The sequence below is a fragment of the uncultured Sulfitobacter sp. genome, from assembly GCF_947502895.1.
Classification (GTDB): domain Bacteria; phylum Pseudomonadota; class Alphaproteobacteria; order Rhodobacterales; family Rhodobacteraceae; genus Sulfitobacter.
Window position 1 is genome coordinate 334,986 of the sequence record NZ_CANNBM010000004.1, and the last position, 15,562, is coordinate 350,547.

The following is a 15,562-nucleotide window of genomic DNA, read 5'->3' on the forward strand; positions in this document are numbered from 1 at the left end:
AAGGCGATGCGTGATGGAATGGTATGAGGCGCTCTTTTTCCTGCTGGGGATGATCCTGTTTTTCATGTCTCTTGGCGTACCTGTGGCTTTGGCGTTTCTGGCCGCAAATTGCATCGGTGCGGCCTATTTCATGGGTGGCCGCGGTGATATCTTTGACCAGATGTCGCGCGGCATCGGCCAGTTGGCCAATAACGCCATCCCTACGATCACCAGTTTTAATCTTATGCCTGTGCCGATGTTCCTGCTGATGGGCGAAATCTTCTTTTTCACTGGCCTTGCCAATCGCATGTTCGGTGCGGTGGACCGTCTGATGGGCAAATTACCTGCGCGCTTGTCGTTTGTGACCGTGGCAGGTGGTACCGCCTTTGCCACTTTATCAGGATCCTCGATGGGCTCTACCGCGCTTCTAGGCTCGCTCATGGTGCCAGAGATGGAGAAACGCGGATACAAAAAGCACATGGCCATTGGTCCGATCCTCGGCACAGGCGGTCTGGCCATGCTCATCCCGCCCTCCGCGCTGGCGGTGCTGCTGGCTACGCTGGCAGAGCTGGACATCGGCGCCCTGCTGATCGCGGGCATCATGCCCGGTCTGATGCTGTCGATCTTTTATGTGATCCTGATCCTTGGCATGGCACTGTATGACCCCTCCGCCGCGCCGATGTATGATCTGGACCCGACCAGCGGAATGGAAAAGCTAAGGCTGTTCTTTGTCGATATCCTGCCCATGGTATCGGTTGTCATCGGCGTGATCCTTGTGATCATGTTTGGCATCGCCACTCCGTCCGAAAGCGCCGCTTTCGGGTGTCTGGGTGTGCTACTGCTCGCCGCCCTATACCGCTCACTTACATGGGACGGTATTGTGAAATCCGTCACAGGCGCGCTCAAAGTCACAACCATGGCTTTGCTGATTATCTTTGGCTCGGCCACATTCTCGGCGCTGCTGGCCTTTTCCGGGGCTTCCTCGGGGTTAATCAACTGGGCTACAGGATTTGATCTGTCACCTCTCACCATGCTGCTGATTATGTTTGCTATATTGCTGGTTCTGGGCATGTTCATGGATCAACTCTCCATGATGCTTCTGACAGTGCCGATCTTCTTCCCGCTGGCGCAAACACTGGGGTTTGATCTGATCTGGTTCGGTGTGATCGTCCTGCTCGCGCTTGAGATAAGTTTTACAACGCCGCCATTCGGCCTTTTGCTGTTTGTGATGAAGGGTGTCTCCTCCCCCGGGACCACGATGCGAGACATCTACATCGCGGCGCTGCCGTTCATCGGATGTTCCATGCTGCTGGTCGCATTGCTGATTATCTTTCCAGGCATTGCCTTGTGGCTGCCCAGCCTTGGCCAATAGCAGATAACACAGGCATTAGGACCATATTATGCGGATATACTGGCAGAGCTTTGTAGACGCCAACACAGCAGGTGCATATCTGGAAACCCTGCAATCCTACCTCAACGGGATTGCCGCAGCCGGAACGCAGGTCGAGGTGTTCGGCATGGCCCCGCCAGACCGTGATTTCGGGAGGTTGAGCGAGCTGCGCTGCGGCATTCAAGCCATAGATGCCGGAATTGGGGCTGAGGAGGCAGGCTATGACTGCTTTGTCATGGGGCATTTTCAAGACCCTTGCCTGTATGATCTGCGTGCCACTCTTTCTATGCCAGTGGTCGGCGCAGGAGAGGCAACGCTGCTTGCTGCCTCACAGCTGGGCCGCCGTATCGGGCTGGTGACGCTGGACCCTGCATTTGAGGTGATCCACCGCGAACAGGCTGATCTTTACGGCTTGGGCAGCCGTATCTCGCACGTTACAGGGCTGGGCCTGACCCCTGCGGATTTCAACGCCTGTTTTGCAGGCGATGACAGCAAGCGCGCAAACCTTTTGCAAGGGTTCTCGGAGTGCGCGATGCCCATGGTGCAAGGCGGAGCCGATGTGATTGTCCCCGCTGGCATCTTGCCCGGATTGCTGATCGGAGGGGAGCCTGGGTATAAAGTCGGTGCAGCACCTGTTGTGAACTGTGCCGCAGTCGCCCTTAAATCTGCCGAGATGTGGGTGCAGCTGCGCGCGCTCAGCGATCTGGAGCCAAACCGCGGCACAAGCTTTGTGAAGGCCAACGAACGGGCCAAGCGCGACTTTCGCACGCTTATCGCACACGGTCAGTCCGCACTCGGATCGAAGTAGCCTGTTTGCTTTGCACTATCGCATAGACCTCGGATCAACCCACCATTAAACCGCTATGAAATATACATTACACCAACTCACGCGGAGGGAGGTCGGAATGCGCATCCCCGACGGCCAAGCCCAGCAACAACCTGATACAACACCACAAGCCGGCGAAGGCTTGTCTCGCTTTGCCCCGTATCTGATCAACCGGATTGCACGGCGCTATAACCAAAGCGTACAAGAAAGTGTGACCAGCATGGGGCTGACAATCCCAAAAATGCGTGTGCTGGCCGCCCTTGCCACTATGGGCAAGCTGACCGTGAACGAGCTAACCGTGGTCGCCGTGGCCGAGCAATCGACGATGAGCCGCACCCTCGACCAGATGGAGCGAGATGCGCTGATCCAACGCCTTGTAAGCGAGAATGACAGCCGTGTACGTGTGGTGGTGATCACCCCCGCAGGGCTGACTGCGTATCACAAAGTATGGCCCCAGATGACCGCCGCTGAAGATGCGCTGTTTGTCGGCCTAAGCCCCCAGCAGCGCGAAGATTTTCTCTCCACTCTTTTGCAAATCCTCCAAAATATCCGCCAGAACGACGTCTGAATTTACCCTTTTCCCTGAACATCCTTTGCTATACCTATCTATGCAAATGCATATATCAGCCTAAAGGGAAAAAGCCGTGGCAGAGCGTTCGTTTGCAAAAGAAGTCCAACACCTGAAAATCGGTGCAGGGGAGACATTCCGCGGTGAAGGCATCTTGGCGATTACCAAAGCATTGCTGGAAAATGGCGTGGGATATGTAGCGGGCTACCAAGGCTCGCCGATCTCGCACCTTATGGACGTGCTGGCCGATGCGCAGGACATTCTTGCCGATATGGGTGTGCATTTCGAGGCCAGCGCGTCAGAGGCAACAGCGGCCGCGACACTGGCCGCGTCGGTACATTACCCCATTCGCGGCGCAGTGACGTTCAAATCAACTGTAGGCACCAATGTAGCCTCGGACGCGCTGGCCAATCTGGCCTCGGGTGGCGTGACAGGTGGCGCACTGGTGATTGTCGGCGAGGATTATGGCGAAGGCTCCTCTATCATGCAGGAACGCAGCCATGCTTTCGCGATGAAAAGCCAGATCTGGCTACTTGATCCGCGCCCTGATCTGCCCTCGATGGTCAAGGCCGTGGGCGACGGGTTTGCCCTCTCCGAGGCCTCCAACAGCCCGGTAATGCTGCAACTGCGGATCAAATCATGCCACCTGTTGGGAGAGTTTGAGGCCCATGACAACGTCATCCCACCAACGACAGTCAAAGACGCACTTGAAAACCCCAAGCGCGATCTTTCGCGGGTCGTACTGCCGCCCGCATCCTTTCTGCACGAGCAGGAAAAAGTGACAAAACGACTGCCCGCTGCCATCGACTATATCCGCACCCACAAGCTGAACGAGCATTTTGGCCCCACACAAGGCCGCGTCGGTATCATCTGTCAGGGTGGCCATTACAACGGGGTGATCCGTGCCCTGCAACGCCTGGGGCTGGCCAACATTTATGGCGATTGCGACATCCCGCTGCATATTCTCAACGTCACCTATCCGCTGGTCGATGACGAAATCCTCGCCTTTGCTGACGGCAAAGACAGTATTCTGGTGATAGAGGAAGGCCACCCTGCCTATATCGAGCAAAACATCCGCGCCATCCTGCACAAAGCAGGCGCGGGCTGCGCGCTGGAAGGCAAAGGCCCCTTCCCCGAAGCCGGTGAACTCACTGGTCCTGTCCTGCTTGACGGGGTCTCGGCCTATCTGCGTGATGCCGCTCCTGATCTGATGCCTTCGGCTGCGCGTGCGCCCAACGCGCCGCCCGTCCTCAAAATGCCGGAACTGTCGGCAACTGTTCCCGCACGCCCGCCCAGTTTTTGTATCGGTTGCCCCGAACGCCCGATTTTTGCCGCCACCAAGATGATCGAGGAGAAACTGGGGCCACACCACATTGCCAGTGATATCGGCTGTCACCTGTTCTCGATCAACGCTCCTTTCGACATTGGCGCGACAACCATGGGCTACGGGCTTGGCCCTGCTTCCGCATCCGCGTTTAATGACAAGACAGCTGGACGGCGCTCAATCTCGTTTCTGGGCGATGGCGGGTTCTGGCACAACGGCCTGACGTCCTCTATCGGAAACGCGGTGTTCAACGACAATGACGGCGTGATCATCATCGTTGATAACTACTATTCGGCTGCCACAGGCGGCCAAGACATCCTCTCGTCGCGCGCGGATAACAAATCAAAGTCCACCAAACACCCCATAAAAAAGGCGGTCGAAGGTATGGGCGTGAAATGGGTCCGCCAGATTGACCGCACCTATGACGTAGGCCTGATGGAACGCACGTTGAAAGAGGCGCTTGAGACCCCCGAAACAGGCCCCAAAGTCATCATCGCCTCGTCCGAATGTATGCTCAACAAACAGCGCCGCGAAAAGCCGCAGCGCAAAAAGGCCGTTGCCGAGGGCAAGCGGATGACGCGCACGCGCTTTGGTGTCGACGAGGATGTTTGTACAGGCGATCATGCGTGCATGCGCTTGTCTGGCTGCCCGTCATTGTCATTGAAAACCCTAGACGACCCGCTGCGTGATGATCCCGTTGCCAGCATTGATCAAAACTGTGTCGGCTGCGGAAATTGTGGGGAAGTCGCGGATGCTGCCGTGCTCTGCCCTTCGTTCTATCAGGCCGATCTGATCGAAAACCCCTCCCGTTTCGACCGGTTGCTCAGCAGCTGGCGCCAAAAACTTATCAGCCGTTTGCAACGCCGCCGTGACGCAAAACGGCTCGTATTCTCGGAGGACGCAGGATGAATATACACGCAGCCCCGCAAGTTCCCTCAACCGAGATCATCAAGCTGGCTGTACTGGCTGTCGGAGGTCAGGGCGGCGGCGTTCTGACCAACTGGATCGCCGATCTGGCCACGCGCGGCGGCTATGCCGTCCAGATGACCTCTGTGGCCGGTGTGGCGCAACGCACAGGCGCCACGATATACTACGTGGAAATGGCACCGCTGGGCGATCGCAAACCCGTGTTCGCGCTCAGCCCTTCGCCCGGTGATCTGGATGTTTTGATTGCGGCAGAACTGATGGAGGCGGGCCGCGCGGTCTTGCGCGGGTTTGTCACCCCTGACCGCACAACGCTGATCGCCTCGACCCATCGTATCCTCGCCATTTCCGAAAAAGAAACCCCTGGTGATGGCCGCGCCGAAGGCGCGCTGGTCCAAGAGGAAATCACCAAATCCGCTTTGAGCAGCGTCTGCTTTGATATGGAAACTTTGGCGGCAGATGCGGGCACAATGATCTCGGCCAGCCTGTTTGGCGGGCTTGCACGCAGTGGCGCGCTGCCGTTTGACACCGCAGTTTTCGAAGAAGTGATCACAGCATCGGGACGCGGCGTCGCGCAGAGCCTTGCCGCGTTCAATGCTGCACTGACCTATTGCCCTGATGCAGCAAGTCCACCGCCGACAACCAGCGCTGTACAGGTCACAGGACCAAAGAGCCTATTGGCTGGCTGGGATGATCTGAGGGCGCAGATCGCGAACTTTCCCACCTCGGCACAGCCGATGATCGACGCTGGCCTGACCAAAGTTGTTGACTACCAAGACCTCGCCTATGGGCAAACCTATCTGGAACATCTTGGCGCCTTTGATCCGTCAAACGCAGAATTGGTGAATGCTGCTGCAAAATACATCGCAAACGCAATGTGTTACGATGACATCTTGAGGGTTGCCGATCTAAAAACACGCGCTTCGCGACAAAACCGCCTGCGCGGCGAGCAAGAGATACCCGAAGGCGGAATTGTGCATGTCACAGAATATTTCCACCCCCGCGCCCAAGAAGTCTGCGGCACAATGCCTGCCACCATCGGCGCATGGATTGAAGCACGACCGCGCGCATTCGCGCTGCTGGACCGCATTGTGAATAAGGGGCGGCGCATTCGTACTGACGGGCTAACAGGATTTGGCCTGCTCTGGCTGGTCAGCACCTTGAAGCCGCACCGCCGCAAATTTCTGCGCCACAGATACGAGACAGCTCATCTCGAGCGGCTTTTGTCAGCGGCCACACATGCCGCGCCTGCCGATGTTGCCCTTGCCATCGAAATCCTTACCTGCCAGCGGTTGATCAAGGGCTATTCCGACACGCATATCCGCGGCCATTCAAAATTCGACAAAGTTATCGGCGCACTCGGAATTCTAACAGGCCGTGCGGATGCCGCAGATTGGATCAAACGGCTAAGGCAGGCGGCACTGGCAGATGAAAAGGGCGAGGCATTGGAGGGCGCTTTGGCAACTGTGCGATCATTTACCTAGCCGCTACAGCGACAAAGCCCCAACACTTCCGCCGCCACAAACATAGAGCGTCTGCCCCGTGACAAACCCGTTCTCGGGATCGCAAAAGAACAAAAATGCATTCGAGATGTCGCGCACGGTTCCCAAACGCCCAACCGGTATACGCTTGGCCAGTTCCGCCTCGCGGTCGCTGCCTTTGGGAATAATGTCCCAGAAGTTATCCGTCTGGACCGGACCAGGTGAGACGACATTGACCGTTACGCCATGCGGTGCCAGCTCCAACGCCCAAGTGCGCGCCATGCCAATGATGCCCGCCTTGGTCGCAGAATATGCGGTACGTGTAGGCACCCCCAAGGCTGCGCGGGAGCCGTTAAACATCACCCGTCCGAACTGTCGTGTCTTCATTGCGGGTAAACATGCCTGCAACAGAATAAGTGGCGCACCTAGGTGCAGTTGCGTCAGCCCCGCCAGATCGGCGGAGGTCGCCTCCTCCAGCAGATTGGGCCAGATCATGCCCGCGTTGTGGACAAGATGTGTGACCTCATGTCGGGCCGCAATTTGTGCGGCAGCCTGTGCAGTGGCTTCGGCGTCCAAAAGATCTACTTCGACATGGGTAAGGCGCGGATCAGACCACTCTGGCGCACCGCGCGAAAGCGAGACGACGTCATAGCCTTTTGCCACCAGTCGCTGCCCCAGATCAGCGCCAATGCCCTTGCTACCGCCAGTAATCACGGCTGTATATTGTGTCATGTCATCACCATCGCCAGCACACGCAGCGGACTTCCTGTGCCGCCCTTGATCTTGAGCGGTGGCGCGATGAGCAGCGCACCCGTAGGCGGCAACTGATCGAGATTGCACAGGCATTGCAGCCCGAATTTCCCTGCGCCGTGCAACAGATAATGTGCGGGATAGGGCGGCACATAGTGCATGCCCTGCCCAGCATCTGTGCCCACGGTCTCGGTCCCGAAACCGCGAATATTACGCTTTAATAGCAGCTCTACCGCCGCGGGTGTGGGACCAGGCGAATGGGGGCCGTCCTCGGCCATGTTGAGATATTCGGCGCCACTCCGTTTGGACCAATCGGTGCGCATCAATACCCATGTATCCGCAGGGATCATGCCATGCGTTGCCTCCCACGCCTCGATCACTTCTGGCGTCAGTTCGAAATCATCATCCTGTGCTGCACCCTGCGCACAATCAATCACCACAACAGGGCCGACAAAGACGCTCGGCGCAATTTCGTCCACATTGCCGTTGGGCACATCGCGCCCCGACACCCAATGGCTGGGCGCATCAAAATGCGTGCCGGTATGTTCGTTCAGCGTTAGGTTATGCCACTTCCACGCGGGACCGCGATGGTCATAGGCGCTCACCTCCTCCATACGAAACCGCGCGCATTGCCCGAACTCCGGCGGCAGGATGATCACCGGAAAATCAGGGTCCAGTGTATGGGTGAGATCAATAATACGTGCAGTGCCAGCAGCCAGCGCCTCCGCCACATTCCCGATCAGATTGCTCATGATCCACCCTCCGTCATTTCACGCTCCAGCAACAGCGCGTCTGCTTGCCATCGTGCATACACATCGCGTGCGATATCGCCACAAGCCGCTTCTTCCAACCCGTCGATCAGCGCGCCGATCACCGTGCGTGCAATGGCTTTGGGCGTGACTTTTGGCGGCGGCAGCGGCTGGAACCACGGATCGCCTTCGACAGGACCTATGTAGACATTGACCATACGCAGCCCACTGGCACGAAACTCTGCCCGTAGGGTTTGCGACAGTGAGCGCGCGGCAGCCTGCGACGCGCCAAACGCGCCATAAGCGGCATCAGGCGACAAGGCACGCACCGACAGGATATTGACGAAAGCCGTGGCAGAGTTGGTCCCGTCCTGCACCCGCGCTGCCATACCCGGCCCGAAACCTTGCGCCAATCGCATCAAACCGATGGTGTTGACCTCAAAACTGCGGGTGGCAAAGTTCGTATCATGGCCCAGTACCCCACCGGGGCGCACATAGGTGGCTGTATTAATCAAGATATCAACCTTGCCACCAATCTCGGCCGCGAGCTTTGCCACGGATGATACATCCGTCACATCAAGCGGCAGGATCGAGACGTTTTCCATCCCCTCGAACACCGTCCGTTCAGGCCAGTGCAACCACGCCTCAGGCTCCCCTACAAAAACATGTGCCGCCCCCGCATCCAGTAGTGCGATTGTCAGCGCCAACGCTATAGGGGACCGCGCATCCGTGATCAGAACGCGACGGTGTTTAGGATCACACGACATGGCGCGCAGCACCGGATCATCTTGCATAGATACACTTCCTTTCAGCGGCAACGCGATCAACACACCCTGCCCTGCTTTGTCGAGCTTCACAGCCATGCGCACAGCGTCGCCACGCCCGACTTCGCCATGCAGGTGACAGTTAACCGTAGGCCCTGCTGCCAGATGCACAGCCCCCATTCGCCACGGCATCCGTTCACGGAAATAAGGCTCGGGTGAGACACGGATCGTGGTTTCGGCCATGACAGTGCCAGCAGGATCAATATCACACCACGGCAGATCGGATGACAGGCACTGGCGGCAGGCATCGCGCGGTGGGTATTGAACGGTTTGACACTCCGCGCAGACTTGCAGCCCAAAGCGGCCTTGCGCCGCCATCACTCCCAGCCCCAATGCGGCGCGGCTGCGCGCCATAGGGGGCAAGACAGGAACGACTGTGCGCTTTTGCGGATCTTTCTTGGGTGGCGGCATCAGCGGAGTCGTCATGGCCCCTCCCCTTCGATCACAGCGGCGGCAGAGCACAACCCGCGGTCATAATTGATCACGCCAAAGCCAGAGACAGCGGCGCGGCGCGCGCCCTCTACCTGTGTCGGCCCTGCAGTGCCAGTCACCTGCCGGATCGCCTCGACCAACCCCAGATAGCCGCCCGCAGCACCTGCTTGGCCCACAGATAATTGCCCGCCGGAAGTGTTATGCGGAAAATTCCCACCGATCGTCAGGTCGTGGCGGCGGACAAATTCCGGCCCCTCGCCCTTGGCACAAAAGCCCAGATCCTCGAATTGCATCATGCAGATTACCGGATAGTCGTCATAGGTCTGCAGCACGTCGATGTCGCGTGGCCCATGCCCTGCCATCGCCCACAGCTCGTCCACATCTACCGCCCATCCGCCGCGCAACTGCATGGGATCATCGGGGAAGGCATTGGTCCGCTCAATCGTGGCAGTGATGCGCGCAAAAGGAAGACCCTTGGCCCGCGCCATATCTTCGCGCATGAGTACAAAAGCCTCGGACCCCGCGCAGGGCATGACACAGTCAAACAGGCTGATCGGGTCAGAGATCATGCGCCCGTCCATATAGCCCTCAAGGCTGAGCGGCTTTTTCATGATCGCTTGGGGGTTGCACAGCGCATTGGCCCGTTGTGCCACGGCGATGCGGCCGAAATCCTCCCGCTTTGCACCATAGGCTTGGGTGTAAGCATCCTGTAGCAGCGCAAAACTCGCGTTCGGGCCGCCGAACCCATAGGGAAAGGTCGCGTCCATGGAAAACCGCGAGAAAGCCGAGAGAAGGTTGCGAAAGCTGTCGATGCGGTTGGTGTCACCTGCAACGCAAGCCACCACATCCACGTCGCCGCATTGCACGGCACGTGCCGCACGGCGCATTGCCGCCACACCGGACGCGCCGCCCATCGGCACGGTATCCAGCCAACGGGGCGAGATGCCCAGATGCTGGGTCAGCCCGACCGGAGTATCAGGTGCAAGCGTGAAGCTGGAGACGGACAGTCCATCAAGTTCCTGTGGTGCCATACCGATAATCGCCAACGCCTCGCGCAGCGCGCGCGCAATCCACCAATGCGCCGTCTCATTGGTGTAGCGCACGTAAGGCACCGAGACAGGCGCCACAAGCACAACACCGTCATACGGCAAGCGCGTCACGCGGCAGCCCGCTTTTTCAGATGCCGTGTGTCGATGGTCGCGGGATCATCCAGCAGCTTTGCGGCCAGTGTTTTCAGCGTAGCACGTTGCAGTTTTTGGGTAGAGGTCACTGGCAAGCTTTCGACAAAGGCGATGTAGCCTGGTGCCTTGTAGTAGGCCAGTTGCGTCAGACACCATGTGGTAATGGCTTGTGCCGTCTGCGCATCAGCGGGGCCCTCGGGTACGATGCAGGCAAAGACTTCGTCGCCGCGCATCTCATCCGGCACGGCTGCCACAGCCACGCGCGCAATCGCCGGATGACGCGCAAGAGCAGATTCAACCTCGACCGCTGCGATATTCTCGCCCGAGCGGCGGATCACATTCTTTTTGCGGTCTACGAAATACATTGTCCCGTCGGACGCGCGGCGCACAATGTCGCCAGTGTGGAACCAGCCGTCCTGCCAAACTTCGTCTGTTGCCGCTTCATTCTTGAAATAGCCCGCAAAGAACCCTTTGCGCGGATCGGGGCCCGCGTGACGGACCAGCAACTCGCCGTGATCACCGTCTTGACCTGCCTCGTCCACCAGCCGCACCTCGACGCTGTCGTCGGGCCAGCCGATGCAGGAGGTGCCTACATGGCGCGGGTCACGGTTGGCGCAGATCACTGCCCCCGCGCCCGTCTCTGTCATGGCCCAAGCCTCGGTCAGCGCAAAGCCAAAGCGTTCTTCGAAGGCGCTATGCAATTCAGGGTCTATCCCTGCGCCAAAGCCAAAGCGAACACTATGATTGCGGTCGTCCTGTGTGGCAGGCATGCCCATCAACATCGAGGGCATGACGCCCAGATAATGCAAACAAGTCGCCCCGCTGTCGCGCACACTGGCCCACCAGCTACGTGGATGAAAGCGGTCAAGTGCGGTAAGGCATCCGCCCACTGTCACCATCGCCATGAAGGAATAGGCCATGGCGTTCATATGGAAAATCGGCAGCGGGGTGATCATCCGCTCGCCGTCGGTATTCAGCGCGCAGACCCCTTCGGCGCGCGCATACCACTGACCTGCTTGAATAAAATAATCATTGGTCAGGATACAGCCCTTGGGCTGACCAGTGGTGCCGGATGTATAAAGCAGTGCCGCCTCTGCATCGCCCGCACGCGCCGCAATGGCCGCTTGCGTAACAGCGGTTGGCAAAGGTGTGCCGAAGGGAATGACAGGCATCTCCACCCCCGCCTCGTGCGCGGCGGCGCGCATCTCATCCACCCGCGCGGTCACACTGATTGCCACTACAGGCTCTGCGTGGCCGATCATATAGGCCATCTCTGCCAAACGCAGATCGGGGTTCACAGGGACGACAGAGAGACCTTGCGCATTGAACGCGAGCCACCAGAGGAAATAGTCGGGGCGGTTTTCCAGTAGCAGCATAGCACGTTGGCCTTTGACGTAGCCTGCCACCTTGATCTGTTGGGCATAGCTTTGCACACGCCCCAACGCCTGCGCATAAGTAATCTCACCGGCGTCTATGCCGTAAACCTCTGCTGTCTCTGGCAGGACATTCAGAAACGCGCGATCAGGCCAGCGGCCCGCACTAGCTGCGAAAGTTTGATAAACGCTCGGATCGCTCATGGCAGCAACTGGATGTTGCGGAACGCCGCGTCGCAATTGAGGATATCTACCCGCTTGCCCGCGATGCGAAGTGCGCCATCCACCAGCGCCAGATCATGCCGCGCGGTGAGTGCGAGCAACTGCTGCTCGTCCAGCCGCGTCTCGACGTAGTGCATGTTGGTCGTGGTGACAAAACGGTCCTCTCCCACCTCGTCCACAAAAGGCCGCTGGATCACATGATGACAACGGCTCTTGGGCTTTTGGCTGAAAGTGCGTGCACCGTTCAAACGCTCTACCCGCAATTTCAGCATGAACAAGTCTTCATAGAGCAGCGATGTCTCGTTGATCGGATCACTCTGTTTATAGTCCAGCGGCATCCAGTACATTGCATCGGGCAGCCAGAGCGCCAGCCACTCGTCATAGCGGCCTTCATCAAGCAGGCGAACCTCGTCATAGATGAAATCAATCAGCTGATCGCGTGAGACGCTCATTCCGCTGCCTCCTGCGATTGCGCATCATAGCTCATGAACTTCACCCAAGCGTTGAACTGGTTACGCATCTGTCGCTCGGTGGTGCCGTTATGGGTGGCTTCAGCGCCAAAGTCCTCGTCCTCCTCCAGCAGCCTCTGGATGTTCACCCATTCCATCCCCTGCGCATGCAGGCCCTCTTGCGCGCGCTCGTACATCTCCAGATCATCGTGACCGACGATAGAGGTCGGCGCGTTGATCATCCGGTTGTACATGGCCGTTCGCGCCGTAAGCTCATCCGGTGCGCCAACAAGGCGGTAGATATAGCTCTCTACAATCGTTTTGTCGGCTGCCAGCGGAATGAAATTACGTAACTGCTGGATTGGCCCTTTGACCATAATGTTGGGAAAATAGACGGTGTTATGGCGGTTTTCGTCGAGGATTTCCTTAGCGCGGTCTTCGCCATAGGCCTCCGTCATCGCCTCGAAATAACCCTCAATGGCCGTGTAGTCGGAATGGATCGAATGGTTCACACCCGTATGTCCATGGCCATTGGGCCACGTGCGGATGCCCATACCTTCAAAGAACTCGTAGGGCGACATGAAGGGTGCGATAATTTCCATCGCGGGTGGTCTGGGCGCGCCTTCGGGTAGGTCCAGCTCTTCAAAAAGCCTTACGGCAGTGCCTGCACTGCTTTCATGAGCCACCATCGGGTGACAGGTGTCTGTCTGGTTTTCGACCAGCATCTTCCAGTTACAATGGTGCAGATAGCGTAGTGGTGGACCAACAACTTCCAACCGCCCCTCGGGCGAACGGTCAACCATATTGTCGATAGAGCTAAGACTGTCGCCAAAAAACTCTTCAAAGCTGATGCCGTCCTCGGCCAGCCGCGCAAAGATAAAGCCGCGATAGTTGTGCACGGCACCTACGGCTTTCATGCCCTTGCCGCTGGCGGTATTCTCCAGACCCGTCCCCTCATAGCCCTTTTTCAAAGGGATCGCGAGCAGACAGCCATCGGTCTTGAACGACCAAGCATGATAGGGGCAGCGAAAGAACTTGCCCGTGTTTCCCTGACGGTCGATGACGATTTTGGTGCCTTTGTGTGGGCAGCGGTTGTAGAGAACGTGAACCTCGTCCGCTTTGTGACGCACCTGAATAACGGGCTGGTCGCCGATTTGCGTGGCGAAATAATCGCCCTTTGTGGGGGTCTGGCTTTCGTGCCCGACAAAGACCCAAGCGTTTGTAAAAACATGCCGCATCTCAAGGGTATATACGTCTTGGTTAATGTAGACGTCGCGGTGCACCTGATGTGGCTCAACCAAGGCTGCGGCCTCATCAATACCTGAATAACGCTGCATCCTTCTACCTCCTTAGATATCCAACACAAGACGCGCGGATTTTGCACGGCTCACGCAGATCTGCATCACATCGCCTGCGGCGCGCTCACCCTCGCTCAGCACGACATCACGGTGGTCTGGCACCCCTTCGATCACGTCGCACTGACAGATGCCGCAATCCCCCCGCTGGCAATCATACATGACATCGACATCATTTTCTTCCAATACGTCAATGATGCTTTTGCCAACGGGAACAGTGAACACGGAGCCATCGTTGATCTCGACTTCGAAAGCGGTATCACCCTCTTGCGCACTTACGGCATCGAATACCTCATAATGCACATTGGCTGGCGCAATGCCTGCAGCCTCAGCTTTGGCGCGCGCAACATCCAGCAAGCCGCGCGGCCCGCAAATGTACAAATGCGCCTGCCCGACCGACGCGATCAGCGCGTCCAGATCAAGCGGTATCGCGTCATCAAAGTGCAGATGAACTGCATCTCCCCAACGCGCTTCAATCGCAGCGCGGTAGGCCATTACGTCCGCACTGCGTCCGGCATAATGGAACTCAAACGCTTGGCCGGATGCCTCCAGCGCAGCAGCCATCGAAATCAGCGGCGTTACACCAATCCCTCCCGCCAGCAAAACCGCAGGCGCACCACGGGCAACCGCAAAGCTGTTTTTTGGCGGCGTGAACTGAACAGAATCGCCAACACTCAACCCATGCATCGCGATTGATCCGCCCTGCCCACCGTCTTCACGCTGCACTGCGACGTTATAAGATGCCGGCGCATCTGACGGCGCATCGAAAGACACCAGAGAATAGGCACGCGTACCTTCTGCCACATCGAATTCTATATGGGCACCTGCCTCCCACTTGGGCAGCGCCGCACCATCGGTTGCAGCGACCCGCAAGCTGCTGATACGGTCGGTCAGCGGCGTTACTTCTGCCACGACACCGGAAATTTTGTTCATGGGAACCTCCTTTGTGAAAGAATATGAAATTTCATATAGTTTAGGTCAAGTTGTTTCTGCCCCGCTTTCCCTCCCGATCAGCGCCGCGTAATGACAGACCTACAGCCCACCGAAGACGAGCCCGAGTTTGTAGCAGACTACCTGCTCTACCTGCTGGCTGCTGCCAGCGACGGAGCCAGCGCGCAATTCCACGCGCAGGTGCGCTCTCTCGGGCTCAGAGTGCCTGAATGGCGCGTCCTCGCTTGCCTGCATGACCGCGACGGGGCGATGATTACCCAGTTGGCGCGCATTGCATTGGTCGAACAATCGCGCCTCACCCGTATCATTGCGCAGATGGAACAGCGCGGAATGCTGATACGTCAAAGCGATCCAACGGACGGCAGACGCGTCAGGGTTTTTCTCACCCCGCAAGGTCGCGCACTGACCAATACGCTGGTGCCCCAAGCGCAAGCCCATGAAACCAAGCTGCTTTCACAGCTTTCCGGTGAAGGCGGGCAGAACCTGAAACCCCTCTTGCGCGCCCTTTTGGATACGCTGGATGAGGGCGCATCAAAGAAGCCCTGAACAAAAAACTGTTTTCAGTCAGGGAAAATTCAGATTACATGAAATCTCATATAGTTTGCGGAGGTCGGTAGTGTCAGGCAACCAAGGCCGCGGCTAATCAAGATAAAACAGATGCGCACCGCGCGGCGGAACAAGCGCATTTATCACCATTAGGGAGAGAATATGGGACGTCGTTTAGTATTTGGGGGTAGTTTACTTGGGGCTGCTTTTGCGTTTGTTTTGGGTGGGACTGCTTCAT

14 protein-coding genes are annotated in these 15,562 nt (G+C 57.9%); 6 read left to right on the top strand and 8 right to left on the bottom strand.

The window, feature by feature from the left end:
- Positions 1–13 precede the first annotated feature (13 nt).
- The 5 genes from Q0903_RS16655 (at position 14) to Q0903_RS16675 (ending at position 6,495) form a co-directional block, all read left to right on the top strand.
- Positions 14–1,351: a TRAP transporter large permease gene (locus tag Q0903_RS16655; protein WP_299030625.1), complete on the top strand. Its 1,338-nt coding sequence runs from the start codon at positions 14–16 to the stop codon at positions 1,349–1,351.
- Positions 1,352–1,379: 28 nt separating this feature from the next.
- Entirely contained in the window at positions 1,380–2,177 is a 798-nt protein-coding gene (locus Q0903_RS16660; RefSeq protein ID WP_299417172.1) for an aspartate/glutamate racemase family protein, read from the top strand.
- 97 nt (positions 2,178–2,274) lie between these two features.
- Positions 2,275–2,763, top strand: coding sequence for a MarR family winged helix-turn-helix transcriptional regulator (locus Q0903_RS16665; RefSeq protein WP_299417174.1), 489 nt, complete (start codon positions 2,275–2,277; stop codon positions 2,761–2,763).
- A 76-nt stretch (positions 2,764–2,839) separates the two neighbouring features.
- Positions 2,840–4,996, top strand: a complete 2,157-nt coding sequence (locus Q0903_RS16670) for an indolepyruvate ferredoxin oxidoreductase subunit alpha (protein WP_299417176.1) — start codon at positions 2,840–2,842, stop codon at positions 4,994–4,996.
- Complete coding sequence (locus tag Q0903_RS16675; RefSeq protein WP_299417178.1) at positions 4,993–6,495, top strand: indolepyruvate oxidoreductase subunit beta family protein; 1,503 nt, start codon at positions 4,993–4,995, stop codon at positions 6,493–6,495. Before Q0903_RS16670 ends, Q0903_RS16675 begins: the two co-directional genes overlap by 4 nt.
- Before the next feature lie 3 nt (positions 6,496–6,498).
- On the opposite strand, the gene Q0903_RS16680 is transcribed toward Q0903_RS16675, so the two are convergent.
- The 8 genes from Q0903_RS16680 to Q0903_RS16715 are packed head-to-tail and all read right to left on the bottom strand — an operon-like array spanning position 6,499 to position 14,760.
- On the bottom strand, positions 6,499–7,224 hold the full coding sequence (locus tag Q0903_RS16680; RefSeq protein ID WP_299417180.1) for an SDR family oxidoreductase: 726 nt from the start codon (positions 7,222–7,224) through the stop codon (positions 6,499–6,501).
- Positions 7,221–7,994, bottom strand: a complete 774-nt coding sequence (locus Q0903_RS16685) for a cyclase family protein (RefSeq protein WP_299417182.1) — start codon at positions 7,992–7,994, stop codon at positions 7,221–7,223. The genes Q0903_RS16680 and Q0903_RS16685 overlap by 4 nt, the downstream gene beginning before the upstream one ends.
- Complete coding sequence (locus tag Q0903_RS16690; RefSeq protein WP_299417184.1) at positions 7,991–9,241, bottom strand: SDR family NAD(P)-dependent oxidoreductase; 1,251 nt, start codon at positions 9,239–9,241, stop codon at positions 7,991–7,993. Before Q0903_RS16690 ends, Q0903_RS16685 begins: the two co-directional genes overlap by 4 nt.
- On the bottom strand, positions 9,238–10,407 hold the full coding sequence (locus Q0903_RS16695; RefSeq protein ID WP_299417186.1) for a thiolase family protein: 1,170 nt from the start codon (positions 10,405–10,407) through the stop codon (positions 9,238–9,240). The genes Q0903_RS16690 and Q0903_RS16695 overlap by 4 nt, the downstream gene beginning before the upstream one ends.
- Positions 10,404–12,005, bottom strand: coding sequence for an AMP-binding protein (locus Q0903_RS16700; protein WP_299417188.1), 1,602 nt, complete (start codon positions 12,003–12,005; stop codon positions 10,404–10,406). Before Q0903_RS16700 ends, Q0903_RS16695 begins: the two co-directional genes overlap by 4 nt.
- Positions 12,002–12,475, bottom strand: coding sequence for an aromatic-ring-hydroxylating dioxygenase subunit beta (locus tag Q0903_RS16705; RefSeq protein WP_299417190.1), 474 nt, complete (start codon positions 12,473–12,475; stop codon positions 12,002–12,004). Before Q0903_RS16705 ends, Q0903_RS16700 begins: the two co-directional genes overlap by 4 nt.
- Positions 12,472–13,809 (bottom strand): aromatic ring-hydroxylating dioxygenase subunit alpha, encoded by a 1,338-nt coding sequence (locus Q0903_RS16710; RefSeq protein WP_299417192.1) that lies wholly within the window; start codon positions 13,807–13,809, stop codon positions 12,472–12,474. The genes Q0903_RS16705 and Q0903_RS16710 overlap by 4 nt, the downstream gene beginning before the upstream one ends.
- A 12-nt stretch (positions 13,810–13,821) precedes the next feature.
- On the bottom strand, positions 13,822–14,760 hold the full coding sequence (locus tag Q0903_RS16715; protein ID WP_299417194.1) for a PDR/VanB family oxidoreductase: 939 nt from the start codon (positions 14,758–14,760) through the stop codon (positions 13,822–13,824).
- A gap of 90 nt (positions 14,761–14,850) precedes the next feature.
- Here Q0903_RS16715 and Q0903_RS16720 point away from each other — a divergent pair, with 90 nt between their 5' ends.
- Positions 14,851–15,324, top strand: a complete 474-nt coding sequence (locus tag Q0903_RS16720; RefSeq protein WP_299030638.1) for a MarR family transcriptional regulator — start codon at positions 14,851–14,853, stop codon at positions 15,322–15,324.
- Positions 15,325–15,562: the final 238 nt, after the last annotated feature.